Below are 25,442 nucleotides of genomic sequence, written 5' to 3' on the forward strand. Positions count from 1 at the left end.
CCCCCGGGCCCGGTCCGGGTGAGCGGCCGGGGCCGGCCCGTCATCTGACCGGGCCCGCCGCGCCGGTACGCCGGGGGCCCGGGGACCCCGGCGTACCGGAAGGAACCCGGGCCAGGGCCGGGAGTGTGCTCAGACGGAGCTGCTGGTGCCGAGCGGCGTGACGGCGGCGACCTCGGCGGGTGTCACCCCCGGTGCGCAGTCGACGAGTTCGAGCCCGGCCGGGGTCACGTCGAGCACACACAGGTCGGTGATGATCCGGTCCACGCAGGCCCGGCCGGTGAGCGGCAGGGTGCACTCCTCGACGATCTTGGGACTGCCGTCCTTCGCCGTGTGGTCCATCAGGACGACGACCCGGCGGGCCCCGTGGACGAGGTCCATCGCGCCGCCCATGCCCTTCACCATCCGGCCGGGCACCGTCCAGTTGGCCAGGTCTCCGCGCACGGACACCTGGAGGGCGCCCAGCACGGCGGTGTCGATGTGGCCGCCGCGGATCATGCCGAAGGAGAGCGAGGAGTCGAAGAAGGCCGCGCCGGGCCGTACGGTCACGGTCTCCTTGCCCGCGTTGATGAGATCGGGGTCGACCTCCTCCGGCGTGGGGTACGGTCCGACGCCGAGCAGTCCGTTCTCCGAGTGCAGGACGACGTCGACGCCGGGCGGCAGGAAGTCGGCGACCCGGGTGGGCAGTCCGATGCCCAGGTTGACGTAGTCGCCGTCGCGCAGCTCGCTCGCGGCGCGGGCCGCCATCTCGTTCCTGGTCCAGCTCATCGCTCGCGCACCGTTCTCTTCTCGACTCCCTTGTCGGCCGCCTGCTCCGGGGTCAGGGCCACCACCCGCTGCACGAACACACCGGGCAGATGGATCTCGTCGGGGTCGAGCACGCCCGGCTCGACGAGTTCCTCCACCTCCGCGACCGTGATCCGCCCGGCCATGGCGGCCAGCGGGTTGAAGTTGCGCGCCGAGCGGCGGAAGACCAGGTTGCCGTGCCGGTCTCCGCGCGCGGCCCTGACCAGGGCGAAATCGGTGGTGACGGCGTGCTCCAGGATGTACTCGACACCGTCGAAGACCCGTACCTCCTTGCGCGGCGAGGCCACCGCGACCGGTGCCCCACCGGAGTCCGTCCCGCAGGTGCCTCCCGCCGCGTACCGCCAGGGCAGACCGCCGTCGGCGACCTGGGTGCCGACGCCGGCCGGGGTGTAGAAGGCCGGGATCCCGCAGCCGCCGGCCCGCAGCCGCTCGGCGAGGGTGCCCTGCGGGGTCAGTTCGACCTCCAGCTCGCCCGCGAGGTACTGGCGGGCGAACTCCTTGTTGTCACCGATGTACGAGGCCGTGACCCGGGCGATACGGCCCGCGGCCAGCAGGACGCCGAGGCCGCGGCCGTCGACGCCGCAGTTGTTCGACACGACGCCAAGACCGGTCGCCCCGCTGTCGTACAACGCGCCGATCAGGACCTCGGGGACTCCGCTGAGTCCGAAGCCGCCGACGGCGAACGACCGGCCGTCCGTCACGTCCGCCAGCGCCTCGGCGGCCGTGGCCACCTGCTTGTCCATCCGTCCGTCCCCTCTAGCGCGACAGCACCCGGCGCAGGGCGCCGAGCAGTTCGTCCCGGGCCGCGTCCCCGGTGCCGGGTGCGGTTTCCCGCCGCCAGGCGATGTGGCCGTCGGGGCGGACGAGCAGCACACCGTCCTCGGCGATCTGGGAAACCCGGCTCCACTCGCCGTACGCGTCACGGGAGGTGTCGTCGCCGACGCGCACCAGCCGCAGGGGGACGCCGAGTTCGTCGCGGCAGGCGGCGGCCGCCGTGTCCCACACTCCGCCGGACAGGCCGGTCAGCACGGTGAAGGAGCCGTCACCGACGACGTCCAGCGTGGAGACCTTCTCGCCGTGCGCGTCGACGAGCCAGGCGTGCGGGAGCTTGGCGCCGGGCCGGGTCGTCGGCTGGTGCACCAGCTCCCGGTCCTCCGCCCACACCTCGTCGGGGCCGTCGTCGGGGAGCACCGCGGAGGAGACGTAGCGCTGGTTCATCTCCACGCCGTGCGCGTTGAACTCGTAGTTCTTGAGCTGGATGGCCTCTTCGAGGAGGCGCCGCTTCTTGGCGCCCTCCAGCGTCCGCGCCCGGATGCCCTCGAGGCCCTCGGCGATGGCGGACGTGTCGCCACCGCCGGCCACGCCGAGCACCTCGAAGATCGGGCCGAACTGGTCCCGGCTGAGGTTGGCCCGCTCGACGATCTGCCGCCCCACGGGGGCGCGTTCGGCGCTGTAGGTGTCGAGCAGCGCCGCTCCGGCCTCGCCCCGGATCACCATGGCGAGCTTCCAGGCGAGGTTGTAGGCGTCCTGGACGGAGGTGTTGGAGCCGAGGCCGTTGGACGGCGGGTGACGGTGCACGGCGTCACCGGCGCAGAAGACCCGCCCGGTCGCGTACGCGCTGGCATAGGCGTGGTTGACCGTCCACAGCGAGGTGGAGGTGATCTCCACCTCGAGCTCGGGGTCGCCGACCAGGTCGCGCACGATCCGCCGCGCGGACTCCTCGTCCACCTGAGGGGGCGGCTGCTCGATGTCGTAGCCCCACACCAGCAGCCACTCGTTCCAGGGCCGGACCATACGGACCAGGCCCATGCCGATGCCACCGGTCTCCGCGCCCGGCTGGAGCACCCAGTACAGGACGCTCGGGCGGTGGGCGACGTACCGCGTCAGGTCGGCCTTGAAGACGATGTTCATGCTGCCGGCCTTGGCCATGCGTCCGTCGAAGGGCAGGTCGAGCTGCTCGGCGACGGCGCTGCGCCCGCCGTCGGCGCCGATGAGATAGCGGGCCCGCACGGTGAACTCGTCGCCGCGGACCCGGTCGCGCAGCAGGGCCGTGACGCCGTGCTCGTCCTGGGTGAAGCTGAGGAACTCGGTGTCGAAGCGGACCTTGGCCCCGCGCGAGGCCGCGTTGTTCACCAGGATCGGTTCCAGATAGGTCTGCGGGAGGTCGATCATCTCGCAGGGGCTCTTGGCGCCGTACTCGGTGGCCGTCGAGGGCCCGGTGCCCCAGCTGCGGATGCGGCCTATCTCCTCCCCGGCGAGCGCCGTGCACAGCACCGTGTCGCCCATGATGCGGGAGGGGCTGCCGAAGGTGAGCGCCTCGGACTCGACGCCGAGGTCGCGCAGCACCTCCATGGTGCGCTGGTTGGTGATGTGGGCCCGAGGGGTGTTGGCCAGCCAGCCGTACTTGGTGACCAGCAGGGTGCGGATGCCGTAGGTGGCGAGCAGCAGGGCGGCGGCACCGCCGGCGGGGCCGCTGCCGACGACGAGGACGTCGGTGTCGTACGTGTCGGTGGAAGTCATGGGCGGGCGCTCCTCGGTCATCCGGCCTGGGGGGCGAGACGGAAGGTGTAGTCGAGCCGGCGCCACTCGCCGGCGACCTCGCGGCCGTCGGGGGTGGGGCCGCTGTGCGAGGTGAAGTCGACGACGAGTTCGTGCTTGACGCCGAAGACGGTGTCGCTGTCCAGATACGCGCCGCCGGACACGAACAGCTGGGTGACCAGCCGGCGGTGGCCCGGCGCGTCGAGCATGAAGTGCAGGTGCGGGGCCCGGTAGGGATGCCGGCCGGTCGCGTCGAGCATCTGCCCGACCGGGCCGTCCCCGGGGACCGGATACTCGGAGGGCAGGATGGACCAGAAGGTGATCCGCCCGTCGGAGTCGGTGCGCAGCCGGGCGCGCAGCACCGGCCCGTCGAGGTCGGGCAGCTGGACGTCGTAGAAGCCGTCCTCGTTGGACTGCCACACGTCCACCACGGCGTCCTTGAGGGTCTCTCCGTCGGTGTCGGTGACCAGGACGTCCACCCACAGCGGGGTGCCGTGCAGCCCTCCGGAGATGTCGCTGCCGTGCACGGCCTCGGGCGGTCCCTCGACGTAGAAGGGGCCGAGCACCGCCGACGGAGTGGTGTCGGGCGTACGGGAGTTGGTGAGCAGGTCGACCGCGCTGGAGATGCCCAGCGTGTCGGACAGCAGCACGAACTCCTGGCGGGTCGGGCCGCAGTTCTGCCCGGTCCGGGTCAGGAAGTCGACGGCGTACTGCCATTCGGCGTCGGTGACGTCGTTCTCGGCGACGAAGGCGTGCAGATGGCGTACGAGGCCGCCGAGCAGGGTGCGCACGCGGGGGTCGGGGGTCCGCGCGAAGCTGGCCACCACCTCGTCGGTGAGCCGGGCCAGCTCGGCCCGGGTCGAGGGCGGGCCCTGCGGTCGGTGCCCGTGCCAGGCCGCGGCCAGCAGCTCGGCGATACCCTCGCCGGTCAGTTCGCGCGGGTTGGGGTACGGCGTCGAGGTGGCCAGTTCGCCGGCGCGGGCGAGGCCGGACTCCGGCATGCCGAGTTCGCGCAGCGAGGTGGGTCCGCCGAGGGAGGCGATCAGGTCGTACACACCGCCGGGCGCGTCGGGCACGCCCAGCGCCTCGGCCACGCGGCTCATCACCTCGGGGACCGCGGGCGCGTTGTAGGCCATGGCGTGCGGCAGCACCACGGTGTGGGTCGCGGCGTGCGGGAGGCCGAAGCCGCCGCCGAGGGTGTGGCACAGCTTGTGGTGCAGGCCCATGCCGACCGTGGCGAGACAGGTGCCGGCCAGCCAGGCGGCCTGCAGCAGGTCGGCCCGCGCCTCACGGTCGGCCGGATCTGCGGCCAGGCGCGGCAGCGCGCCGGCGATGCGGGAGACGGCGTCGAGCGCCTGCCGGTCGGTGACCGGGTTGGCGTCGGCGGAGTACAGGGCCTCCACGGCGTGGGCGAGGGCGTTGATCCCGCTGGTGACGGTCAGGGGCAGCGGGAGGGCGAGGGTGAGGTCGACGTCGTAGACGACCGTCTCGGGCAGGATCGCCGGGGAGGACCGGGTGACCTTCTGGCCGTCCCGGGTCTCGCCCAGCACGGGAGTCACCTCGGAGCCGGCGTAGGTGGTCGGCAGGACGAGCTGCGGCAGATCGGTGCGTACGGCGAGGGCCTTCGCGAGGCCGGTCGTCGATCCGCCGCCGAGGGCCACGATGCCGTCGGCCCCGGCCCCGGTGAGCACGTCGAGCGCCCGCTCGGTCACCTCGACCGGGGTGTGCATGGCCGCGCCGTCGAACTCCGCGACGAGGAGGTCGCCGAGCACGCCGCGAAGGCGCGCGGCGGGCTCCGCCACGGCCGGGCCGGCCAGGAGCAGGACCCGCGAGCAGCCGAGCCGTTCGACCTCCTCGCGGACCCGGCCCACCGTGCCGGATCCGAAGACGACCCGTGAGGGACGGGATGTGTAGCCGAATGTCCGCATGGAGCAGTCCTCCGCGTTTTCGTCCGGGATGCGGCGGTCGCTTGCACCCCCGAGTATGCGAAGGCCGGCGCCGCGAGGCGGCGCATGAGCCGCTCGTGTGTCAGGTCAGGACCCTCGTGTGTCAGGTCGGGACCGACGCGCCTGGGTTTGCACCGATACGGCGGGCCGGGCGCGGCGGATCCGTCGGACGGGCGGGGCGGGCGGAGCGGATCCGTCGGACGGGGCGGATGCACCGGCTGCCGCGAACGGCGCGGCGCTCCCGGCACTCCAGCCACCGACAACTTTTCTTTTCTTGACAAATCTTTCTGTCGGCTTGATCCTGGAACGGTGCTGGACGTCGCTGTGATCGAAGAACCCGCCGCGGCCGAGGCGTCACTGGACCCGATCAGGTCCCGGATCCTCGCCGCCCTGTCCGAGCCCGGCTCGGCCGCGATGCTGGCCGCCCGCCTCGGGCTGCCACGCCAGAAGGTCAACTACCACCTCAAGGAACTGGAGCGGCACGGCCTGGTCGAGCTGGCCGAGGAACGACGCAAGGGCAACGTCACCGAGCGGGTGTTCCGCGCCACCGCCGCCTCGTACGTGATCTCCCCCAGCGCCCTGGCCGCCGTGAGCCCCGACCCCTCCCGGGCGCCCGACCAGCTCTCGGCCCGCTGGCTGCTGGCGCTGGGGGCCCGGCTGGTGCAGGAGGTGGGCACCCTGCTGACCGGCGCGTCCCGGGCCGGCAAGCGGGTCGCCACCTTCGGCATCGACGCGGAGGTGCGGTTCGCCTCCGCGGCCGACCGCACCGCCTTCGCCGACGAGTTGTCCCAGGCCGTCGCCGCGCTGGTCAGCCGTTACCACGACGAGTCCGCGCCCGGTGGCCGCAGCAACCGGGTGGTCGTCGGGCTCCATCAGATCCCCGGGACCGCGAGCCCGGCAGGCCGGCCCCCGGCGTCCGGCACCGCACAGGGCCCGCGGACCGAATCCGCACCGGAACAGGAGACACGAGGATGACCCACCCGTTCGAGATCGAGCTGGAGATCACACTGCCGGCGAGCCCGGACCAGGTCTGGGAGGCCATCGCGACCGGCCCCGGGGTCGACTCATGGTTCATGGGCCGCAACGAGATCGAGCCGCGCGAGGGCGGGGTCTCCGCGATGACCATCGGCGGTCGGCGCGAGGAGGCCGTCGTCAGCGCCTTCGAGCCCGGCAAGCGCCTCGCCAGCCGTACGGCCGCCGCCGAGGACGGCCGCTTCATGGCCTTCGAGTACCTGATCGAGGGACGTGAAGGGGGCAGCACCGTGCTGCGCGTCGTGCACAGCGGCCTGCTCGGCGACGACTGGGAGGACGAGTACGACGCGCTGCGCCGCGGCTGGCCCTTCCACCTGCACACCCTGCGCGAGTACCTGGCGCACTTCGCCGGGCGAACAGGTGTCCCCGTCTTCGCGGTGACGCCTTCGGGCGAACGGCCGGCGCGGGAGGTCCGCGAGGCCCTCGTCCGGGGCCTGTCCCTGCCGGGCCCGGTCACGGCGGGCACTCGGGTGCGGGCCGTACCGGCCGGGCTGCCGCCGCTGGACGGCGAGGTGACCTGGGCCGACGACGAGCGCTTCGAGCTGCGCACCGCCGACGGGCTCTACACCTTCCACCACGGCTCCGGCGTGGTGCTGATGTTCCATCACCTCTTCGCCCCGGCCCCCGACGGGGCCGACCCGGACGCCGCATGGCAGCACTGGCTGAGCGCGCTGTTCGCCTGACACCCGCAGGCACGCGGCCGGCGTACGCCCGCCCCGCACACCTCACGCACCACACACCCGCACACCTCACGCACCACACACCCACGAACCGAGGAACTCCGATGCGCACTCTGATCACCACGGCCTTCATCTCGCTCGACGGCGTCGTCGAGGCGCCCGGCGGCGAGGCCGGTTACCGCAACTCCGGCTGGACCTTCAAGCACACCGAGTTCCTCCCCGAGGCGTTCGAGATCAAGGGCCGGGAGCAGAAGGAGGCCGGCGCGATGCTGCTGGGCCGGGTCAGCTACGAGGCGTTCAGCCCGGTGTGGCCCGCCATGGAGGAATTCGCCGACTACAAGGAGATGCCGAAGTACGTCGTCTCCACCACCCTCGGCGAGGACCGGCTCGTCGACGGCTGGGGCGAGACGAGCATCCTGCGCTCCCTCGACGAGGTCGCCGCCCTGAAGGAGACCGAGGGCGGGCCGATCATCGTCCACGGCAGCGCCACCCTGAACCAGGCGCTGTCGGACGCCGGTCTCGTCGACCGCTATCACCTGCTGGTGTTCCCCCTGCTGCTCGGCGCGGGCAAGCGCCTGTTCTCCACCACCGACAAGGACGCCCAGAAGCTTCGGCTGGTCGAGCACGAGGCCTACTCCAACGGCGTCCAGAAGCAGGTCCTCGACGTGGTCCGCTGACGCCCCGGACCGCGGCCGGCGCTCACCGGGCCGTCTCCGCCGGCGCGTAGCCGCCGTCCACCCGGATCGAGTCGATGCCGCTGATGTACCGGGCCCCGCAGCGGTCCTGGGGCAGCACCAGCTGGGGGCCGGCGCGGTCGAGCGGTGCGCCGTCCAGGGTGACGCCGAGCAGGACGGGCGCCCGGCCGAAGTCCGGGTCGATCTCCGCCCAGGTCAGCAGGGCACGGTGCCCGTCGGCCCCGCGTACGGCGATCAGGAACCGCAGCCGGTCCTTGCGGCGGGCCGGGTCGAAGGCGGGGCCCGCGTCGGTCAGGACGTCGTGCAGGAGCGGCCCGGTGAAGCGGTGGTGCCGGACCCCGCTGGTGGCGCACTCGAAGGCGACCCGCGCCTCGTGCTGGGGCCAGGCGAGCAGATCGGCCACGGTCAGCCGGGCCGGGCCGGCCAGATCACCGGCGATGACGATGCGCGCCGGCCCGCCGGCGGACGTACGGGCAGCCGCGAGGGACTGGGTCACAGACCACCACCTCCCGCACGACCGTACCCGACCCGGCGTCCCGTAGAAACGCACATGCGAGGTCAGCGCCGAGAATAGTCGGCTCATGCGAAGAGACAGGAGACTTTCCCCTCGCACTTGCGGCAATATGATCGGCGCATGCGCACCTATCGGATCAGGGACGCGGCCACCTCGCCCGGTGTCAGCGCCGACACCGTGGGGCGGGCGGCCGGGGCCGTGATCAGGACGGCCCGTGCGGCCGTCGAGAGACACCGAGTCCGTCGAGGACCAGAGGGAGTGGACCCGTGATGACCCGTTCCGCGCGCCGGACCCGCCGTACGCTTCGCACGACCGGCGTCGGCGCCGCCGCGCTGCTGGCCCTCAGCGCCTGCTCCTCCTCGGACTCGGACAGCTCCGCCAAGTCGGACTCCACCGCGTCGGGCTCCGCCTCCGCCTCCGGCGAACTGTCCGGCGAGGTGACGGTGTTCGCCGCCGCGTCGCTCAGGGAGAGCTTCATCGAGCTGGGCAAGCGGTTCGAGAAGCAGCATCCCGGCACGAAGGTCACCTTCAGCTTCGCGGGCAGCGACGCGCTCGCGGCGAGCATCACCGGCGGCGCCCCCGCCGATGTCTTCGCCTCCGCCAGCCCCAAGACGATGAAGATCGTCACCGACGCGGGCGACGCCGCGGGCACGCCCGTCACCTTCGTGCGCAACCAGCTGGAGATCGCCACCCTGCCGGGCAACCCGGACAGGATCGGCTCCCTGAAGGATCTGACGGAGTCGGACCTCAAGGTCGTGCTGTGCGACAAGGCGGTGCCCTGCGGCGCCGCCGCGCAGAAGGCCCTGGACGCGAGCAGGCTGAAGCTCACGCCGGTCTCCTACGAGGAGGACGTCAAGTCGGCCCTGAACAAGGTCGTCCTGAAGGAGGCCGACGCCGCGGTCGTCTACAAGACCGATGTGAAGGCCGCGGGTGACAAGGTGGAGGGCGTGGAGTTCCCCGAGTCGGCCGACGCCGTCAACGAATACCCGATCACCCTGCTCAAGGAGTCGGAGAACACCGGGACCGCCGAGGCGTTCATCGCGCTCGTGCGGTCCGCGGAGGGCCGACAGGTCCTGAGCGAGGCCGGGTTCCTGAAGCCGTGACCCCGCTCGATCCGACCGGCGCCGCGGCCGGCCCCCGCACGGGACGGCCGCGGCGCCGCCGCACGCGCACGGGCGCCCCGCCGGCCCTGCTCGTGCCCGCGCTGATCGGCCTGGCGTTCCTGGTCCTGCCGCTCGTGGCGCTGCTCGTGCGCGCCCCCTGGCGGAGCATGCCCGAGCTGCTGACCAGCCCCGAGGTGTGGCAGGCCCTCCAGCTGTCCCTCATCTGCGCCACCGCGGCGACCGCGGTCAGCGTGGTGTTCGGGGTGCCGCTGGCCTGGCTGCTGGCCCGGGTCGACTTCCCCGGGCGCGGTCTCGTGCGCGGCCTGGTGACACTGCCGCTCGTCCTGCCCCCGGTGGTGGGCGGCGTGGCCCTGCTCATGGCGCTCGGCCGCAACGGGGTCGTGGGCCGGTGGCTGGACTCCTGGTTCGGGATCACCCTGCCCTTCACCACCGCCGGTGTCGTGGTCGCGGAGGCGTTCGTGGCGATGCCGTTCCTCGTCATCAGCGTCGAAGGCACGCTGCGGGCCGCCGACCCGCGCTACGAGGAGGCCGCGCAGACCCTGGGCGCCTCCCGCTTCACCGCGTTCCGCCGGGTCACCCTGCCGCTGATCGCGCCGGGCATCGCGGCGGGCGCCGTGCTGGCCTGGGCGCGGGCGCTGGGCGAGTTCGGCGCGACGATCACCTTCGCCGGGAACTTCCCCGGCCGTACGCAGACCATGCCGCTCGCGGTCTACCTGGCCCTCCAGAGCGACCCGGAGGCGGCGATCGCACTCAGTCTGGTCCTGCTCGCCGTGTCGATCGCGGTGCTCGCGGGGCTCCGGGACCGCTGGATGACCGCCTCATGACCGACACCGAGAAGACCACGCGGGTCGCCGTCGGGGACGACCAGGGGCTCGACGCCCGGCTCGTCGTCGGCCTCGGCTCCTTCACGCTCGACGTGACGCTCACGGCGGCTCCCGGCGACGTGGTGGCGCTGCTCGGCCCGAACGGGGCAGGCAAGACGACCGCCCTGCGGGCCCTCGCCGGTCTCGTCCCGCTGTCCGGCGGCCGGCTGCGGCTGGACGGCGTGGAGCTGGACGGGCTGCCGCCGGAGTCCCGCCCGGTCGGTGTCGTCTTCCAGGACTACCTGCTGTTCCCGCATCTGTCCGCGCTGGACAACGTGGCCTTCGGGCCGCGCTGCCACGGCACGGGCAAGGCGGAGGCCCGCGCGCAGGCGGCCGAGTGGCTGGCGCGCATGGGGCTCACCGACCACGCGGGGAGCAGACCGCGCAAGCTCTCCGGCGGCCAGGCCCAGCGCGTCGCCCTGGCCCGGGCGCTGGCCACCCGGCCCCGGCTGCTGCTGCTCGACGAGCCGCTGGCCGCCCTCGACGCCCGCACCCGGCTGGACGTGCGCGCCCAGCTCCGCCGCCACCTGGCCGACTTCGAGGCGGTCGCCGTGCTCGTCACGCACGATCCGCTGGACGCCATGGTGCTGGCCGACCGGCTCGTGGTCGTCGAGGACGGCCGGGTCGTGCAGGAGGGCACCCCGTCCCACATCGCCCGCCATCCGCGCACCGACTACATCGCGCAGCTGGTCGGCCTCAACCTCTACCGGGGGCAGGCCCGGGGGCACACCGTGCGGGTCGACGACGGGCCCGGGATCACGACGACCGAGGACCTCACGGGCCCGGTGTTCGTCGCGTTCCCGCCCGGCGCGGTCACCCTGCACCGCGACCGCCCCACCGGCTCCAGCGCCCGCAACCTGTGGCGGTGCGAGGTGGCCGGCCTGGAGACCCACGGCGACCAGATCCGCGCCGACCTCACGGGCGAGCTCCCGCTGACGGCCGACCTGACCACGGTCGCCGCGGCCGAACTCGGCCTGCACCCCGGGGTCACGGTGTGGGCGACGGTGAAGGCGACCCAGACACACGCGTACCGCGCCTGAGGAACGGGACGGGCGGGCCGGGCGGGCTAGGGTGCGTCGCGAAGAACGCGAAACGTCCGAAACCGCTGCATTCCCCCGTCTGCGAGGCGTCCGACCATGAGCCTGAGCATCCGCAACCAGATCCCCGGCACCGTCACCTCCGTCACCCCCGGCGAGGCCATGGCCACCGTGAGGGTCCGCCTCACCGGCGGTCAGGAGGTGACCGCCGCCATCACCGTCGACGCCGTCGACGAGCTGGGACTCGCCCCGGGCTCCGCCGTGCACGCCCTGGTCAAGGCCACGGAAGTGGCGCTGGCCACCGGCCCGGTGGACGGTCTGTCCATCCGCAACCGGCTGCCCGGCACCGTGCGCGCGGTCTCGGCGGGCGCCGCTATGGCCACCGTCCGGGTCGCCGTCGAGGGCGCCGAGCTGACCGCCTCGATCACCAAGGACGCCGTCACCGACCTGGCCCTGGCGGAGGGCTCCACCGTCACCGCGCTGTTCAAGTCGACGGAGGTCTCCCTCGCGACCGTCTGACCGGGCGGGGCTCAGTACACGTCCCGCACATAGCGCTTGTCGGCGGCGAGCTGCTTGACGTACGCCGCCGACTCGACCTCGTCCAGGCCGCCGTGCACGGAGACGACGTCCCGCAGGGCCCGGTCGACGTCCTTGGCCATGCGGGAGGCGTCTCCGCAGACGTAGAAGTGGGCGCCGTCCTGGAGCCAGGACCACAGAAGCGGGCCGTGCTCGCGCATCCGGTCCTGGACGTAGACCTTGGCGCGCTGGTCCCGTGAGAAGGCCGTGTCCAGCCGGGTGAGCGTGCCGTCGGCGAGGAAGCCGGACAGCTCCTGCTCGTAGTAGAAATCGGTCGCCCGGTGCTGTTCGCCGAAGAACAGCCAGTTCGGGGCGCGGTGGCCGCGGGCCCTGCGCTCCTCCAGGAAGCCGATGAACGGCGCGACCCCCGTGCCCGGGCCCACCATCACCGTGGGGACGGACGGGTCGGCGGGCGCCCGGAAGTGCGGTGCTCGCTGGACACGGACCGGGACGGGCGTGCCCGGCTCGGCGTCGGCGAGGAAGGGGGAGCACACGCCCTGGCGGGCGCGGCCTGCCAGGTTCTCGTAGCGGACGACCGAGACCGTCAGGGAGACCAGGCCGGGGTCGGCGAGCGGGCTGGACGATATGGAGTACATCCGGGGCTGGAGGCGTCCGAGCACGTCGGCCCACTCCTGCGCCCCGGCGCGCGGGCCGAACTCGGCCGCCACGTCGACGGCCTGACGGCCCCAGGACCACTGGGCCAGCCCGTCCTTGTTGTCCGGGCGCAGCAGCTTGCGCAGTTCGCGCGGGTCGCGGGTGCGGTCGGCGGCGAAGCGCAGCAGGTCGGGGGTGACCCGGGTGATGTCCAGGTGGCGGTGCAGGGCCTCGGCGAAGGTCACCTCGCCGGCGTTCCTGACCTGGACGGCCGTGTCCGCGTCGAGTCCGGTGACGGCCAGCCACTCCGTGACGAGGTCCGGCTGGTTGGCCGGGTGCACGGCGAGGGCGTCGCCGGCCTCGTAGACGAGCGGGGTGTCGCTGTCCCGGGTGTCGAAGGTGAAGCGCCGGACCTCCTTGCCCGCGCCGGGCAGGCTCAGCAGCCGGTTGCCGGTGAGCCGGGCGGTGAGGACGGCGGGGCGGGCGGGCCTGGGCGCCGCCGGCGCGGCGGGTGCGTACGCCGCGGGGGCGGGGGCCTGCGGCGCGGGTGCGTGCGCCGCGGGGGCTGCGGCTTCTGAGGTCTTCAGGGCGGTGCTCACCTGGTCCAGCCAGGCCGCCGCCTCGGTCTCGAAGTCGGGCTCGCAGTCGATGCGCGGGGCCAGGCGTTCGGCGTCCAGCTCCGCCAGCCGCAGGTCCAGCCGGCGGCCGTGGCCGCAGAAGTCGTTGTAGGAGGAGTCCCCGAAGGCCAGTACGGAGTAGCGCAGGCCCCGCAGGCGCGGGGCGTCGGCCGCGGCGAGGGCGTCCCAGAAGACGGTGCCGTTGTCCGGGGCGTCGCCGTCGCCGAAGGTGCTGGTGATCAGCAGCAGGTCGGCGTCGGAGGGCAGCGCGGCGAGGTCGGCGTCCTCCATGGGCAGCAGTGAGGCGGGGTGGCCGTCCGCGCTGAGCCGCTCGGCCGTGGCGTTCGCGAACTCCTCGGCGTTGCCGGTCTGCGACGCCCACAGCACGAGCACCTGGCGGCGCGGCGGGTCCCCGGGCCGGGCCGGGGTGCCGGAGAGACCGCCGGGCGTGGGGGCGGCGGAGGTGTCGGTCCTGGCGTACATCCCGGCCAGGACGCCGTTCACCCACACCGCGTGCTCGGGGCTGAACGGGGCGTCGGGCGGCAGGACGGGGACGCCCGGGGCGCCGTAGGGGATGCCCGCGAGGAAGCCGGTCAGATACAGCCGCTCGTGGTCGGCGAGGACGGGCGGCGGCGGGGCGAGCTTCAGTCCGAAGGGAGAGGGGGTCACGGACGTCGGCGAGAGGGCCGGGCCCGCGGCGAGCACCGGCACGGGCGCGGGCGTCGCGGCCCGCGCCGGTTCGCCCGTGAGCGCGGGGGTCCGCACCGTGACCGGCGTGGCCGCCTTCGTCAGCGACACCGCGCACACCTTGAACTCGGGCTGGAAGGACAGCGGGTCGACGGCGTCGCTCGTCACGGCGTTCACGCTCAGGTACTCGCCGAACAGGTCGTTCCAGTGGAACGGGGCGAAGCAGCAGCCGGGGCGCACCCGGTCGGTGACGACCGCGGGCAGCACGGCCCGGCCGCGCCGCGAGGCCACCTCCACCGAGTCGCCCTCGGCGAGGCCCAGCGCGGCGGCGTCCTCGGGGTGCACCTCGACGAAGGGGCCGGGGTCGAGCTTGTTCAGCTTGGCGACCTTGGCCGTCTTGGTCAGGGTGTGCCACTGGTGCTGGAGGCGGCCGGTGTTGAGGACGAACGGGTAGTCGTCGTCGGGCATCTCGGCCGCGGGGATGTGCGGGCGGGCGTGGAAGACGGCGCGGCCGCTCGCGGTCGGGAACGTGGGGGTGCCGTCCGCGCCGAGGTAGCGGATCGGGTTGCGGTCGGGGCCGTCCTCGCTCGCGGCCGGCCACTGCACGGGCGTGGCGCGCAGCCGCTCGTAGCTCACCCCGCGCAGGTCCCAGCCGGTCACCGGGTTCCAGGCGCGCTTCAGCTCCTCGAAGACCTCCTCCGCGCTGTCGTACGCGAAGCCCTGGCCGTAGCCCATCGCGCGGGCCACGGCGGCGATGATCCGCCAGTCCGCCATCGCCTCGCCGGGCGGGTCCGCGGCGGGGCGCGCGAGGGTGAGGTTGCGCTCGCTGTTGATCAGGACGCCCTCGGTCTCGGTCCACAGCGCGCCGGGCAGGACGACATCGGCGTACGCGTTCGTCTCGGTGTCGGCGAACACGTCCTGGGTGACGACGAACTCGGCGGCCTCCAGGCCCTCGATGACGGTCTTGCGGTTGGCGACGGAGGCGACCGGGTTGGTGCAGATGATCCAACAGGCCTTGATCTCGCCGTCGGTCATCTTCTGGAACATCTCGACCGTGCCCCTGCCGACGCCGTCGGCCCGCACGGTGCCCGGCTGGAGCTGCCACAGCTCCTCGACGAAGGCCCGGTCGGCGTCGGCGAGCACCGAGCGCTGTCCGGGGAGGCCGGGTCCCATGTAGCCCATCTCGCGGCCGCCCATCGCGTTGGGCTGTCCGGTCAGGGAGAACGGGCCGCTGCCGGGGCGGCAGATGGCGCCGGTGGCCAGATGCAGGTTGACCAGGGCGTTGGTGTTCCAGGTGCCGTGCGTGGACTGGTTCAGGCCCATCGTCCAGCAGCTCGTCCACTCCCCCGCCTCGCCGATCAGCCGCGCGGCCTCGCGGATGTCCTCCTCGGGTATGCCGGTGATCTCGGCGACGGTGGCGGGCGGGTAGTCGGCGAGGAAGCCGGGCATCTCCTCCCAGCCCTCGGTGTGCGCGGCGATGAAGGCGGGGTCGGTGTGCCCGCCGGCGTGCAGCAGGTGCAGCAGGCCGTTGAGCAGGGCGAGGTCGGTGCCCGGCCTGATCTGGAGGAACAGGTCGGCCTTGTCGGCGGTGGCGGTGCGCCGGGGGTCGACGACGATCAGCCGGGCGCCCGCCGACTTGACCCGGTCCATCATTCGCAGGAACAGGATCGGATGGCAGTCGGCCATGTTCGAGCCGATGACGAGGAAGACGTCCGCCTTGTCGAGATCCTGGTACGAGCCGGGCGGGCCGTCGGCGCCGAGGGACAGTTTGTAGCCGGTGCCGGCGCTGGCCATGCACAGCCGGGAGTTCGACTCGATCTGGTTGGTTCGCACGAAGCCCTTGGCGAGCTTGTTGACCAGGTACTGCGCCTCCAGGCTCATCTGGCCCGACACGTAGAACGCCAGGGCGTCCGGTCCGTGCTCGTCGACGATGCGGCGCAGCCGGGCGGCCGTCTCGGCGACGGCGTCCGCCACGGGCACGGGGTGCGGCTCCTCGCCCCGGTCCGACCGCACGAGCGCGGTGCCCAGCCGCCCGGGAGCGGCGAGCATGTCCGCGGTGGTCGCCCCCTTGGTGCACAGCCGTCCGAAGTTCGCCGGGTGCTCCTTGTCCCCCGTCGCCTTCAGCACTGTACGACGCCCGTCCGGCCCCATGCCCACGTCGAGGACCATGCCGCAGCCCACCCCGCAGTAGGAGCAGACCGTCCGCACCTTCGTCGTCCCCTCGGTGCGCGAGCCCGGCACGGCCACGGGCGCCTCCTTGCAGTACTCGGTCCATCGCCACTGGTCCCGACGGTACGCAGCGCTTATTACGTCGATGTCTCCTGATCCGATCTTGAAGAGTTAAGGGCGGCGCACAGGGCGGGGTGGGCGGGCGTGAACTCCCCGCGCCGGCGCCCGGGCGGCACCGCCGGGCGGGTGCCGTGGCGGGTGAGGTGGGTGATGCTGAAGGGGTGTGGGGTGTCCCAGCCGGGTGGACCCCGGCGGCCTATACCGCTTCCGGACGGCGCGCGGTGCGCGTGGCGTCGGCCGCGGCGGCCGGCTTCTACCTCTTCCGCTACGGCCTCGACCGGCCCGTCGCGGCCACCTACGCGCTGTTCGCGGCGGTGGCGCTGGGCGGGCTGTCCAGGATCCCGGGCACGGGACGGGAGCGGGCCGGGATCGTCCTGCGGGTGCTGCCGGTGTGCTGGGTGCTGGTGGTCGTGGGCACCTATCTGTCGGTGCGGACCTGGAGCGCCGTCGCCGGCATGCTGGTGGTCGGCTTCGCGCTGGCCTTCGCCGCCGTGGGCGGTCCGCGTCCGGCGGGGGTGGCACCCGGCCTGCAGCTGCTGTACATCCTGCCGTCCTTCCCGCCGTACGATCCCGGTTCGCTCGACGACCGGCTCATCGGTACGACGACCGGGCTGGTGCTCCTGGCCGCCGCCGAGGCGCTGCTCTTCCCCGAGCCCTCCCCCGTGCCGTACCGGGAACGGACGGCCCGTGCCGCGCTGACCGCCGGGCGCTGCGCGCGGCTGCTCGCCGAGGCGCCGTACGTGCTGCCCGACGGGGACCGGCGAGCGGCGCTGGAGGCCTCATCGGCGCTGCGGGCGCTGAAGGTGCCCGAGGCGGAACGCCCCGCCGGGCCGGGCGTCCGCCATCGCGCCCTCGCGCACACCGGCCTCGTCACCAGGACCCTGCTCAACCGTCTCGCGCGGCTGCCCGCCCCGCCCCGCGCGCCGGGGCGCGAGGTGACCGCCGTGCTGGGCGCGGTGGCGGAGCTGGCCGGGGCGAGCGCGGACTGTCTGCGGGCGGGGCCGTCGCCGACGGCCGCGTACGAGTCACTGACGGCGGCGCACGACCGTCTCTCGGACCTGTCGGCGGGCGGTGCGGCCCGCGCCCAAGGCCCCGGCGTCCCGCCCGCCGTGCTGCGCGAGCACGCCGCCGTGCTGGAGATCGCCGATGCCGCGCTGGCCCTGGGCGCGGCGGCCGACCGGGCGGTCCGGGGCCGGCACGCCGCGGTGGAGGTGTCCGCGGAACGGTTCTGGTACACCTCGGTCCGGGCGCCGGTCCTGTGGTGGCACCGGGTCCGCGGCCACGCGGGGAGCCGTTCGGTGCTCTTCCAGAACGCGGTGCGCATCGCGCTGGCCCTCACGGCGGCCCGGCTCGTCGCCGGTGTGGACACGCTGCCGCACGGCTTCTGGGCGATGCTGGCGACGCTCACGCTCACCCGGACCACCCTGGACGCGACCTGGCACACCATCCGCCTCGCCCTGGCGGGCACCCTGGCCGGGGCGCTGCTGACGGCGGTGACACTGACCCTGGTCGGCACCGACACCTCGTTCTACGCCGTGGCGCTGCCGCTGTGGATGCTGTTCGCCTTCACCGTCGGGCCGGTGCGCGGCGTCGGCTGGGCGCAGGGGCTGTTCACCGTGCTGGTGTCGCTGGTGTTCGCGCAGCTGGCGCCTCCCACCTGGGAGCTGGCGGAGGTGCGGATGCTCGACGTGCTGGTCGGGAGTGCGATCGGCGCGGTCTTCGGTGTGCTGGCCTGGCCGCGCGGCGCGCACGACGAGCTGCGGCGCGTGAGTGCCGAGCTCCTGCGCAGGGCGGCCGAGGTGGTGGTGGCGACCGCGGCGTCGCTGACCGGTGGAGGGGCGGTGGCCCTGCCGTCCGGCGCGCCCGGTCACCGGTCGCTGCATCAGGCGCTGATCCTCGCGGAGTCGGCCTACGCCCAGTTCCAGACCGAGCCGAACCACTTCGGCGGGACCGCGCACGGTACGGCCTCGCCCGGCACCGGCAGCCGGGCCGCGGCCGCGCGGGTGGACTGGCAGGCGACCCTCATCGCCGGTCACCACACGCTGTGGGGCTCCGAACGTCTGCTGGAGCCGCCCCCGGCCGGGCTGTCGCACCCGGCGGCCGACTCGCTGTCCCGGCTCGGGGACCGGGTGGCGGCGCGGATGCTGCTGGTCTCGGCGGCGCTGGACCCCGGCGCGGACACCCCGACCGCGCCGCCGCCCCGGGCCGCCCCCGACCGCACGGAGTTCCTCGCGGAGCCGCCGGGCGCGCCTCGCCTGTACTTCGCGACCGTGGCGTGGCTGGAGTCGCTGGCGGCCGACCTGACCCGGATCGCCGGCGGCGACCCCGTGCCGGACGATGAACCGGCGCGTCCGGCCGGGCGGTCGAGTGCGTCCGGGCGGGCGCGCTGAGCGCGGCAGCGGCAGCGAGCGGCGAGGCGCCCGGGGGCGTTTCGGGACGCGTCGTTGCTTGAGGCGGAGGGGGCGGTTTCGCCATGATCCATGACCGGCACGCCTTGAGGCGGAGGGGCGGATTCGCCATGATCCATGAGCGTCACGGCCGCCGCTCCACAGACACGGCCGCCGCTCCACAGAAGGGAACCGATCCTGAACGCCCCGCTCGCGGAGACGCTGTCCGCGGCCCTGCTGGTGCTGGTGCTGGCCTGCGCGATCGTCCGGCCCTTCGGCCGGCCGGAGGCGGTGGTCGCCGTTCCCGCCGCCGTGCTGGTGGTGGCCGCCGGGGCGATCTCCCTGGAGGACGCCGTGGACGAGGCCGCCCGGCTCGGGCCGGTGATCGGCTTTCTGGCGGCGGTCCTGGTCCTCGCCCAGCTCTGCGACGACGAGGGCCTGTTCCACGCCTGCGGGGCCTGGATGGCGCGGACGGCCGCGGGCAGGCCGCGCCGGCTCCTCGGGCAGGTGTTCGTGGCCGCCTCCGCGATCACGGCGGTGCTGAGCCTGGACGCCACGGTGGTCCTGCTGACGCCGGTCGTGTTCGTCACGGCCGCCCGGCTCGGAGCCCGCCCCAAGCCGCATGTCTACGCGTGCACGCATCTGTCCAACACGGCCTCGCTGCTGCTGCCGGTCTCCAATCTGACGAACCTGCTGGCGTTCACGGCCAGCGGGCTGAGCTTCACCCGGTTCGCCGCGCTGATGGCCCTGCCGTGGCTGGTGGCGATCGCCGTCGAGTACGCGGTGTTCCGGCGCTTCTTCGCCACCGACCTGGACGCGGGGGCGGAGGCACCGCCGAGCGCGGACGCGCCCGAGCTGCCGGTGTTCGCGCTGGTCACCGTGGTCTGCACGCTGGCCGGGTTCGTCGTCGCCTCGGCGGTCGGCATCGACCCGGCCTGGGCCGCCCTGGCCGGGGCCCTCACCCTGGCGGTGCGCGCGCTGGCCCGGCGCCGTACCGGCCCGAAGGCACTGCTGGCCTCGGCCTCGGTGCCGTTCCTGGCGTTCGTACTGGCGCTGGGCGTCGTGGTGCGCGCGGTCGTCGACAACGGGCTCGACACGGCGCTGGGCCGGGTCGTCCCCGACGGCACCGGGCTGCCCGCCCTGCTGGGGATCGCCGCGCTGGCCGCCGTACTGGCCAACCTGATCAACAATCTGCCCGCGGTGCTGGTGCTGCTGCCGCTCACGGCTCCGTCCGGACCAGGTGCGGTGCTGGCGGTGCTGCTCGGAGTGAACATCGGGCCGAACCTCACCTACGCCGGGTCGCTGGCCACGCTGCTGTGGCGGCGGATCGTGCACGCGCACGACGGCGAGGTGGAGTTGAAGGAGTTCACCATGCTCGGTCTGTATGCCGTTCCGGCGAGCCTCGGCGCGGCGGTACTGGCACTGTGGGCCTCACTCGCCGTGCTCGGAGGAGGCTGACTCCATGCCCGTGGTCGTCTGGATCGTCGAGGGCACCTGGCCCGCCTGTGTGGACGCCGCACTCACCCAGGTGCCGGGGGACGCCGACATCGTCCTGCTCCACGTCACCCCGGCGGACGTGCCGGGCGCGGCGCACGGCGCCTTCGCGGGGCTCCTCGGCCGCGGTCACCCCGAGCGCGACCCGGGCACCCGCATGGAGCACCTCGCCGCCACCTCCGCCCGGCAGCTCCTCCAGGCGGCGGCCAACCGGCTCGGCCGCCCCTGCACCCTCACCGAGCGCACCGGGCGCGTCGAGCACGAGGTCGTGACCGCCGCGCAGCACGCCGATCTGCTGATCCTGGCCCGCGACGGCGACCACACCCATCTGGGCCCGCACAGCCTCGGCCGGGCGGGCCGCTTCGTCGTCGATCACGCCCCGTGCCCCGTGCTGCTGGTCTGGCCCGAACCGGCCCCGGGCCTGACCTCGCTGCCGTCCCCGCCGCCCGACCGTCACTGAGCGCGGGTTCAGCCAGGGGCTCGGCGGTGCTCAGTCCTCCTCGACCGTGACGGTGACGGGCGTACCCGTCTCCACGGTCCGGCTGACCGTGCACAGCCGGTCGTGCGAGGTCTTCACGGCCCTGGGCAGGATCGCCCGGGCCCGCTCGGCGCCCTCGCCGTCGGGGAAGGACACGGAGAAGGTGACCCGGAGGTCGGTGAGCCGGTTGCCGAGGTCGTCGCTGATCTTGTGGCCGCTCGCCACGATGGTGAACAGGTCCGGCTCGGCGTGCCGCCCGGTGGCCACGTCCACGTCCACGGCGCTGCAGCCCGCCAGCGCGGCGAGCAGCAGCTCGACCGGCGTGAACTCGGTCTCCGCGTCCGGGTCCGAGGAACTTCCGAAGGTGACGGTGCCGCCACGGGCGTTCGTGGCCACGAAGCGGCCGGTGCCGATGCGCTCGACGGTGACGGAGCGAAGGGTGTTGTCGGTCATGCCGCGACCCTAACGCCGTACCACCGGATACCCGTCATGACCGGCGCCCGGCCCTTCAACCCTGGTGCAGCGGGCGGACCGTGAGGATCTGTTCGGCGTGGCCCACGGGTCCGCCGAGGTCGTGCAGGCCGCTGCCCGTGAGGCCCTGGCCGTTCGGGCCGTAGGCGACGGTGGCGTCCAGGCCGGTCCGGGGGCCCCGCGACCGGCGGTGCGGATGGACCCTGGAGCACGCACCTGACGCCGCGGAGGCCGCAGGACCGGGGCCCCGCGACCGGACCCGGTCAGCCGAGCAGGACCCCGGGGTTGAGGACACCGTGCGGGTCGAGCGCGTCCTTCGCCGCGCGCAGGGCCAGGGCGAAGGGCTCCGGGCGCTGGAGGTCGTAGCCGGGGCGGTGGTCGCGGCCGACGGCGTGGTGGTGGGTGATGGTGGCGCGGTGGCGGTGCAGTACGTCCGCCGCGACGGCCTTGATGTCGTCCCAGACCGCGACCTCGTCACCGGGACGGCCCGCGACGGCCACGGTGAAGTAGGGGGCGGCGCCGTCCGGGTAGACGTGGGTCAGACGGCAGTTGACGGTCGCGGTGTGCCCGGTGGCCTTGGTGGCGGCCGCGGCCACCTCGGTACGGACGGCGTCGATCAGGGCGGGGACCGTGTCCCAGCCGGCCGCGGTCTCGAAGGTGTCGACGACGGCACCCATGCGGGCGAGACCGTCGCGCAGATAGGGCATGCGCAGGAACGCCGAGCGCCACGCGGTGACGGCGGCGTCGGCCGGGGCGTCACCGCCCGACGCCGGCGTGTCGACACGGCCGCCGTGCGCGAGGGCCAGGTCCAGGGCGGTCGCGAGGCGGCCGTCGACGGGCGCGGTGGCCGACTCGAAGCCGAGGACCAGCACGGAGGAGCCGTCCTGCGCGGCACCGGACAGCATGGCCTCGCCGGGGTCGAGCAGACGGCAGTTGGCCGGGGCCAGATCGGACTGGGCGAGGGCGCGGACCGCCTCCAGCGCGGCCCCGAAGTCGCCGTACGCCACGGACGCGGAGGCCTTGAACCGGGGGCGTTCCTGAAGGCGCATCCATGCCTCGGTGATGACACCCAGCGCGCCCTCGGAGCCCAGGAACAGCCGGTCGGGCGAGGGTCCGGCGCCGGAGGCGGGCAGCCGCCAGGAGGCGCCCGTCGCGGCGGGCGCGACCACCCTCAGGGACTGGACGAAGTCGTCGATGTGGGTGTGGACCGTGGCGTAGTGGCCGCCCGCCCGGGTGGCCAGCCAGCCGCCGAGCGTGGAGAACTCGAAGCTCTGCGGGAAGTGCCGCAGCGTGAGGCCGTGCGGCCGCAACTGGGCCTCCAGCACCGGGCCGAGGGCACCGGCCTGGATACGGGCGGCGCGGCCGCGCGTGTCGATCTCCAGGACGCGGTCCATCGCGGTCAGGTCCAGCGAGAGCACGGCGCGGTGGGCGTCGCCGCGGTACTCCACCCCGCCGACCACGGAGGAGCCGCCGCCGAAGGGGATCACGGCGACGCCGTGCCCGCCCGCCCAGTCCAGCAGGTCGGCGACGTCCTGGTCACCGGCCGGGCGGGCGACCAGGTCGGGGATGCGGCGGGGCGTGCCGCGCAGGGCCCTGATGACGTCGCGGTACGCGCGGCCCATGGCATGGGCGGCACGCGCCGCGGGGTCGTCGGTCACCAGGTGCGCCAGGGAGGCCGGGGGTGTCGCACCGGGGCGGCCCACGGACAGGTCGGCCACCCGGGGTATCGGCAGCGGGCGGGCGAGGGTGCCCGGGAGCAGGGCGCCGAGCGCGGCGCACTCGGCGTCGTCGGGGTGGGCGTCGGCGTAGCCCCAGCCCCACCAGGAGCGGGTGCGGGTGCTGCCGGTGTCGGTCGCCGTCTTGAGCATGAGCGGTGCTCCCTGCCTGGTCACGGTAATTAACCCATCGGTAAATTACCGTAGGGTAAATTCACTTCCATGACAACGCCTCACCCCAGGGCCGGCACCAAGGGCGTGCCGAGGGCCGAGCGAGAACGGCAGATCCTCGCCGCGGCCGTCGAGGAGTTCGGCCGCCACGGTTACGAGGCCACCACCGTGGCCGCCGTCGCCGCCCGCGTGGACGTCACCAAGGCCCTGGTCCACCAGTACTTCGGCAGCAAGCAGGACCTCTACCTGGCCTGTCTGGAGCCGGTCGGCGAACGGCTGCTGGGCGCCGTACGCACCGCGATGGCCGAACCCGGCACGGCGTCGCGGCCCACACCGCTGCGGGTGCTGCACGGCTTGTTCACCGCCCTGGAGGGGCAGCGGGAGGCCTGGTTCGTCCTCTACGACCCCTCGCTGCCGCCCGGCAGCGAGGCCGCCGGGCGCGCCGCCCGCTTTCGCGGCGCCATCGACGAGCTCGCCGCGATCGGCTCCGCCGAGCTGCTGCACGCGACCGGTGCCGACGACCCGCTCGACGCCGACGCGCTCGCCTACGCCTGGCGAGGCCTGGCCACGGCCCTGGTCCGCTGGTGGATCAGCCGTCCTGGCGAGTCGCCCGAGGCGATGGCGATGCGGTGTGCGCGGCTGTTCGCGGCGGGGCGGGTGATTCTCGCGGGTGAGGAGGGCGGGGCGTGAGGCCGGGCCGGCCCCCGTGGCGACGAGGGACCCGTGCCCCTCCGCGCATCGCCCCTCAGCGGCGGATGAGCCCGAGGTTCGTGGCCGTGGCGACGGCGGCGGTGCGGGAGTCGACGCCGAGCTTGGTGTAGACGCGGGCGAGATGGGACTTGACCGTGCCCTCGGTCAGGTGGAGACGCTGTCCGACGGCCTGGTTGGACAGGCCCTCGGCGACCAGGGTGAGGACCTCGGTCTCCCGGCGGGTCAGGGCCGTGCCGGGGGTGCGCAGCCGGTTCAGGAGCCGCTCGGCGACCGAGGGGGCGAGGGCGGTGCGGCCGGCCGCGGCGGTGCGGACCGCGGCGGCCAGTTCCTCGGGCGGGGCGTCCTTCAGCAGGTAGCCCGTCGCGCCGGCCTCGATGGCGGGCAGGGTGTCGGCGTCGGAGTCGTAGGTGGTGACGATCACGACCCGGGGAGCGCCCGGCCGGGCGGTGATCAGGGCGGTCGCCTCGGCGCCGTTCATGCCCCCGCCGAACCGCAGGTCCATCAGCACCACGTCGATGTCCCCCACGGCGGCGCGTGCCACGGCGTCCTCGGCAGTGGCGGCCTCGGCCACGACGACGATGCCGGGCTCGGTCTCCAGCACGGCACGCAGACCGGCGCGGACCACCGGATGGTCGTCGGCCAGCAGGAGGCCGATGGAGGTGCCGGTCATGCGCGGGCCCCGTGTTCGCTCGCCCTGGGCGCGGTCAGGGGCAGCCGGGCGGACAGGGTGGTGCCCTTTCCGGGGGCCGAGTCGACGGTCAGGGTGCCGCCGAGCGCGTGCATACGGGCGCGCATGGCCCTGAGACCGAAGCCGCCGCTCTCGGCGTCGGGGCCGGACAGCGCGCCGGGGTCGAAGCCCGCGCCGTCGTCGACGACGCCCAGGCTGACCTGGTCGCCGACGTAGCGCAGGGTGATCTCGCTGGAGTCGGCGTCGGCGTGGCGGACGGTGTTGGCCAGAGCGGACTGGGCGACGCGCAGCAGGGCCACCTCGTGCGCGGTCGGCAGCGCGGCGGGGTCGCCGGTGAGCTCGAAGCGGGCGGCGAGCCGGTGCCGGGCGCTGGTGGTGGCGCACAGGCGTTCCAGCGCGTCGGCGAGGCTGCCGCCGTCCAGCGCGGGCGGGGTGAGGGCGGCGACGAAGCGGCGGGCCTCGGCGAGGTTGTCCACGGCGGCCTGCCGCGCGGCCACCACATGACGGGCGGCGGTGTCGGGCCTGGCGGGCAGGGCGCGCTCCGCGGCGCGCAGCAGGAGCTGGATGCTGGACAGGCCCTGGGCGAGGGTGTCGTGGATCTCGCCGGCCAGCCGTTCGCGCTCGGCCAGGACACCCGCGGTGTGCTCGGCGCGGGCCAGTTCGGCGCGGGTGGCCGTGAGCTCCTCGATGAGCCGCCTGCGGCGTTCGCTCTCCCGGTACAGGGCCTCGTACCCCCACATCACGGCCACCGCGACGGCGGCGCCGAGCGCGGGCCCGATGGCCATGGCCGGGGCGAAGGACGCCTGGTGAACGGCGTACGCGGTGATCGCCGCGAGGGCGGTCGCGGCCACGGCGGGCAGCGCGGCGCGCGGGCGCAGGAGGTGGAGCTGGAGGAAGTACAGCGGGAAGGCCACCCACACCGCGTCGGCGGACAGCCCGAGCAGGACCAGCCAGAGCGCGACCACGACGGCGAGCCACCACAGGGCGGCACGCCGGGAGCGGTGGACGCGGGGCATCAGCGGTCCGGCCGCGCAGGCCAGGGCACAGGCCGCCGCGGCGGCGACGACGGCCGCGGCGTGCGGCCGCGCGTCGGCGACGGCCCGGCCGGCCGCCAGGGCGAGCAGGCCGGCGGTCAGCAGGTGCAGGCACCAGGCCAGGGCACGGGCGGTCGGGGTCAGGACGGGGGTGGATGCGTTCACAGTCCTTCCACTGTAAGGAAGCCGGGCGCCGGGCTGCCTCCATCGAAAGTTGGAACCCGGGTACGGCCTTGTGATGCGAGGAGTCCCCTCCCCCGCCAGATGTGCTCACCGGGCCGCGGCGGGGACGGTGGA

Annotated in this window: 21 protein-coding genes; 11 read left to right on the top strand and 10 right to left on the bottom strand. The window is 74.1% G+C overall.

Going from position 1 to position 25,442, the window contains the following annotated elements; genetic code table 11:
- Positions 1-129: 129 nt before the first annotated feature.
- The 4 genes from ACZ6SQ_RS07170 to ACZ6SQ_RS07185 are packed head-to-tail and all read right to left on the bottom strand — an operon-like array spanning position 130 to position 5,270.
- Positions 130-765 (bottom strand): CoA transferase subunit B, encoded by a 636-nt coding sequence (locus ACZ6SQ_RS07170; protein WP_469557535.1) that lies wholly within the window; start codon positions 763-765, stop codon positions 130-132.
- Positions 762-1,547 carry a CoA transferase subunit A gene (locus tag ACZ6SQ_RS07175; protein WP_469557537.1) on the bottom strand — a complete coding sequence of 262 codons (786 nt, stop codon included), beginning with the start codon at positions 1,545-1,547 and terminating at the stop codon, positions 762-764. Before ACZ6SQ_RS07175 ends, ACZ6SQ_RS07170 begins: the two co-directional genes overlap by 4 nt.
- A gap of 13 nt (positions 1,548-1,560) precedes the next feature.
- The gene (locus tag ACZ6SQ_RS07180) at positions 1,561-3,324 is read right to left on the bottom strand and encodes an FAD-dependent oxidoreductase (protein WP_469557538.1); all 1,764 of its coding nucleotides are present in this window, start codon (positions 3,322-3,324) and stop codon (positions 1,561-1,563) included.
- Positions 3,325-3,341: 17 nt separating this feature from the next.
- Positions 3,342-5,270, bottom strand: a complete 1,929-nt coding sequence (locus ACZ6SQ_RS07185) for a maleylacetate reductase and hydroxyquinol 1,2-dioxygenase domain-containing protein (RefSeq protein ID WP_469557540.1) — start codon at positions 5,268-5,270, stop codon at positions 3,342-3,344.
- A gap of 327 nt (positions 5,271-5,597) precedes the next feature.
- On the opposite strand from ACZ6SQ_RS07185, the gene ACZ6SQ_RS07190 reads away from it, so the two are divergent.
- From ACZ6SQ_RS07190 to ACZ6SQ_RS07200, 3 genes are all read left to right on the top strand, one after another.
- A complete protein-coding gene (locus ACZ6SQ_RS07190; RefSeq protein WP_469557542.1) occupies positions 5,598-6,263 on the top strand; it encodes an ArsR/SmtB family transcription factor in 666 nt (221 codons plus the stop codon).
- Entirely contained in the window at positions 6,260-7,003 is a 744-nt protein-coding gene (locus ACZ6SQ_RS07195) for an SRPBCC family protein (protein ID WP_469557544.1), read from the top strand. The genes ACZ6SQ_RS07190 and ACZ6SQ_RS07195 overlap by 4 nt, the downstream gene beginning before the upstream one ends.
- Before the next feature lie 101 nt (positions 7,004-7,104).
- On the top strand, positions 7,105-7,677 hold the full coding sequence (locus ACZ6SQ_RS07200) for a dihydrofolate reductase family protein (RefSeq protein ID WP_469557545.1): 573 nt from the start codon (positions 7,105-7,107) through the stop codon (positions 7,675-7,677).
- A gap of 22 nt (positions 7,678-7,699) precedes the next feature.
- On the opposite strand, the gene ACZ6SQ_RS07205 is transcribed toward ACZ6SQ_RS07200, so the two are convergent.
- The gene (locus ACZ6SQ_RS07205) at positions 7,700-8,191 is read right to left on the bottom strand and encodes a molybdopterin-dependent oxidoreductase (protein WP_469557547.1); all 492 of its coding nucleotides are present in this window, start codon (positions 8,189-8,191) and stop codon (positions 7,700-7,702) included.
- A gap of 287 nt (positions 8,192-8,478) precedes the next feature.
- On the opposite strand from ACZ6SQ_RS07205, the gene modA reads away from it, so the two are divergent.
- From modA to ACZ6SQ_RS07225, 4 genes are all read left to right on the top strand, one after another.
- Positions 8,479-9,312 carry a molybdate ABC transporter substrate-binding protein gene (gene modA / locus ACZ6SQ_RS07210; RefSeq protein WP_469557549.1) on the top strand — a complete coding sequence of 278 codons (834 nt, stop codon included), beginning with the start codon at positions 8,479-8,481 and terminating at the stop codon, positions 9,310-9,312.
- On the top strand, positions 9,309-10,157 hold the full coding sequence (locus ACZ6SQ_RS07215) for an ABC transporter permease (protein ID WP_469557551.1): 849 nt from the start codon (positions 9,309-9,311) through the stop codon (positions 10,155-10,157). The genes modA and ACZ6SQ_RS07215 overlap by 4 nt, the downstream gene beginning before the upstream one ends.
- On the top strand, positions 10,154-11,236 hold the full coding sequence (locus ACZ6SQ_RS07220) for an ABC transporter ATP-binding protein (RefSeq protein ID WP_469557553.1): 1,083 nt from the start codon (positions 10,154-10,156) through the stop codon (positions 11,234-11,236). The genes ACZ6SQ_RS07215 and ACZ6SQ_RS07220 overlap by 4 nt, the downstream gene beginning before the upstream one ends.
- A 96-nt stretch (positions 11,237-11,332) precedes the next feature.
- Entirely contained in the window at positions 11,333-11,752 is a 420-nt protein-coding gene (locus tag ACZ6SQ_RS07225; protein ID WP_469557555.1) for a TOBE domain-containing protein, read from the top strand.
- 11 nt (positions 11,753-11,763) lie between these two features.
- On the opposite strand, the gene ACZ6SQ_RS07230 is transcribed toward ACZ6SQ_RS07225, so the two are convergent.
- Positions 11,764-15,876, bottom strand: coding sequence for a molybdopterin-dependent oxidoreductase (locus ACZ6SQ_RS07230; protein WP_469557841.1), 4,113 nt, complete (start codon positions 15,874-15,876; stop codon positions 11,764-11,766).
- Between the two features lie 341 nt (positions 15,877-16,217).
- On the opposite strand from ACZ6SQ_RS07230, the gene ACZ6SQ_RS07235 reads away from it, so the two are divergent.
- From ACZ6SQ_RS07235 to ACZ6SQ_RS07245, 3 genes are all read left to right on the top strand, one after another.
- Positions 16,218-18,386, top strand: coding sequence for an FUSC family protein (locus ACZ6SQ_RS07235; RefSeq protein WP_469557557.1), 2,169 nt, complete (start codon positions 16,218-16,220; stop codon positions 18,384-18,386).
- A gap of 135 nt (positions 18,387-18,521) precedes the next feature.
- The gene (locus ACZ6SQ_RS07240) at positions 18,522-19,841 is read left to right on the top strand and encodes an SLC13 family permease (RefSeq protein ID WP_469557558.1); all 1,320 of its coding nucleotides are present in this window, start codon (positions 18,522-18,524) and stop codon (positions 19,839-19,841) included.
- Positions 19,842-19,845: 4 nt separating this feature from the next.
- On the top strand, positions 19,846-20,337 hold the full coding sequence (locus ACZ6SQ_RS07245) for a universal stress protein (RefSeq protein ID WP_469557560.1): 492 nt from the start codon (positions 19,846-19,848) through the stop codon (positions 20,335-20,337).
- Positions 20,338-20,367: 30 nt separating this feature from the next.
- Here ACZ6SQ_RS07245 and ACZ6SQ_RS07250 read toward each other — a convergent pair whose 3' ends face one another.
- Both ACZ6SQ_RS07250 and ACZ6SQ_RS07255 read right to left on the bottom strand, forming a co-directional pair.
- Positions 20,368-20,808, bottom strand: coding sequence for an OsmC family protein (locus tag ACZ6SQ_RS07250; RefSeq protein ID WP_469557562.1), 441 nt, complete (start codon positions 20,806-20,808; stop codon positions 20,368-20,370).
- Between the two features lie 281 nt (positions 20,809-21,089).
- Entirely contained in the window at positions 21,090-22,694 is a 1,605-nt protein-coding gene (locus tag ACZ6SQ_RS07255) for an FAD-binding oxidoreductase (protein WP_469557564.1), read from the bottom strand.
- Positions 22,695-22,763: 69 nt separating this feature from the next.
- On the opposite strand from ACZ6SQ_RS07255, the gene ACZ6SQ_RS07260 reads away from it, so the two are divergent.
- Positions 22,764-23,402, top strand: a complete 639-nt coding sequence (locus ACZ6SQ_RS07260) for a TetR/AcrR family transcriptional regulator (RefSeq protein WP_469557566.1) — start codon at positions 22,764-22,766, stop codon at positions 23,400-23,402.
- Positions 23,403-23,457: 55 nt separating this feature from the next.
- On the opposite strand, the gene ACZ6SQ_RS07265 is transcribed toward ACZ6SQ_RS07260, so the two are convergent.
- A complete protein-coding gene (locus tag ACZ6SQ_RS07265) occupies positions 23,458-24,093 on the bottom strand; it encodes a response regulator (protein WP_469557567.1) in 636 nt (211 codons plus the stop codon).
- Positions 24,090-25,310, bottom strand: coding sequence for a sensor histidine kinase (locus tag ACZ6SQ_RS07270; protein WP_469557569.1), 1,221 nt, complete (start codon positions 25,308-25,310; stop codon positions 24,090-24,092). Before ACZ6SQ_RS07270 ends, ACZ6SQ_RS07265 begins: the two co-directional genes overlap by 4 nt.
- Positions 25,311-25,442 lie beyond the last annotated feature (132 nt).

It is taken from the genome of Streptomyces sp. NPDC048600 (assembly GCF_055587025.1).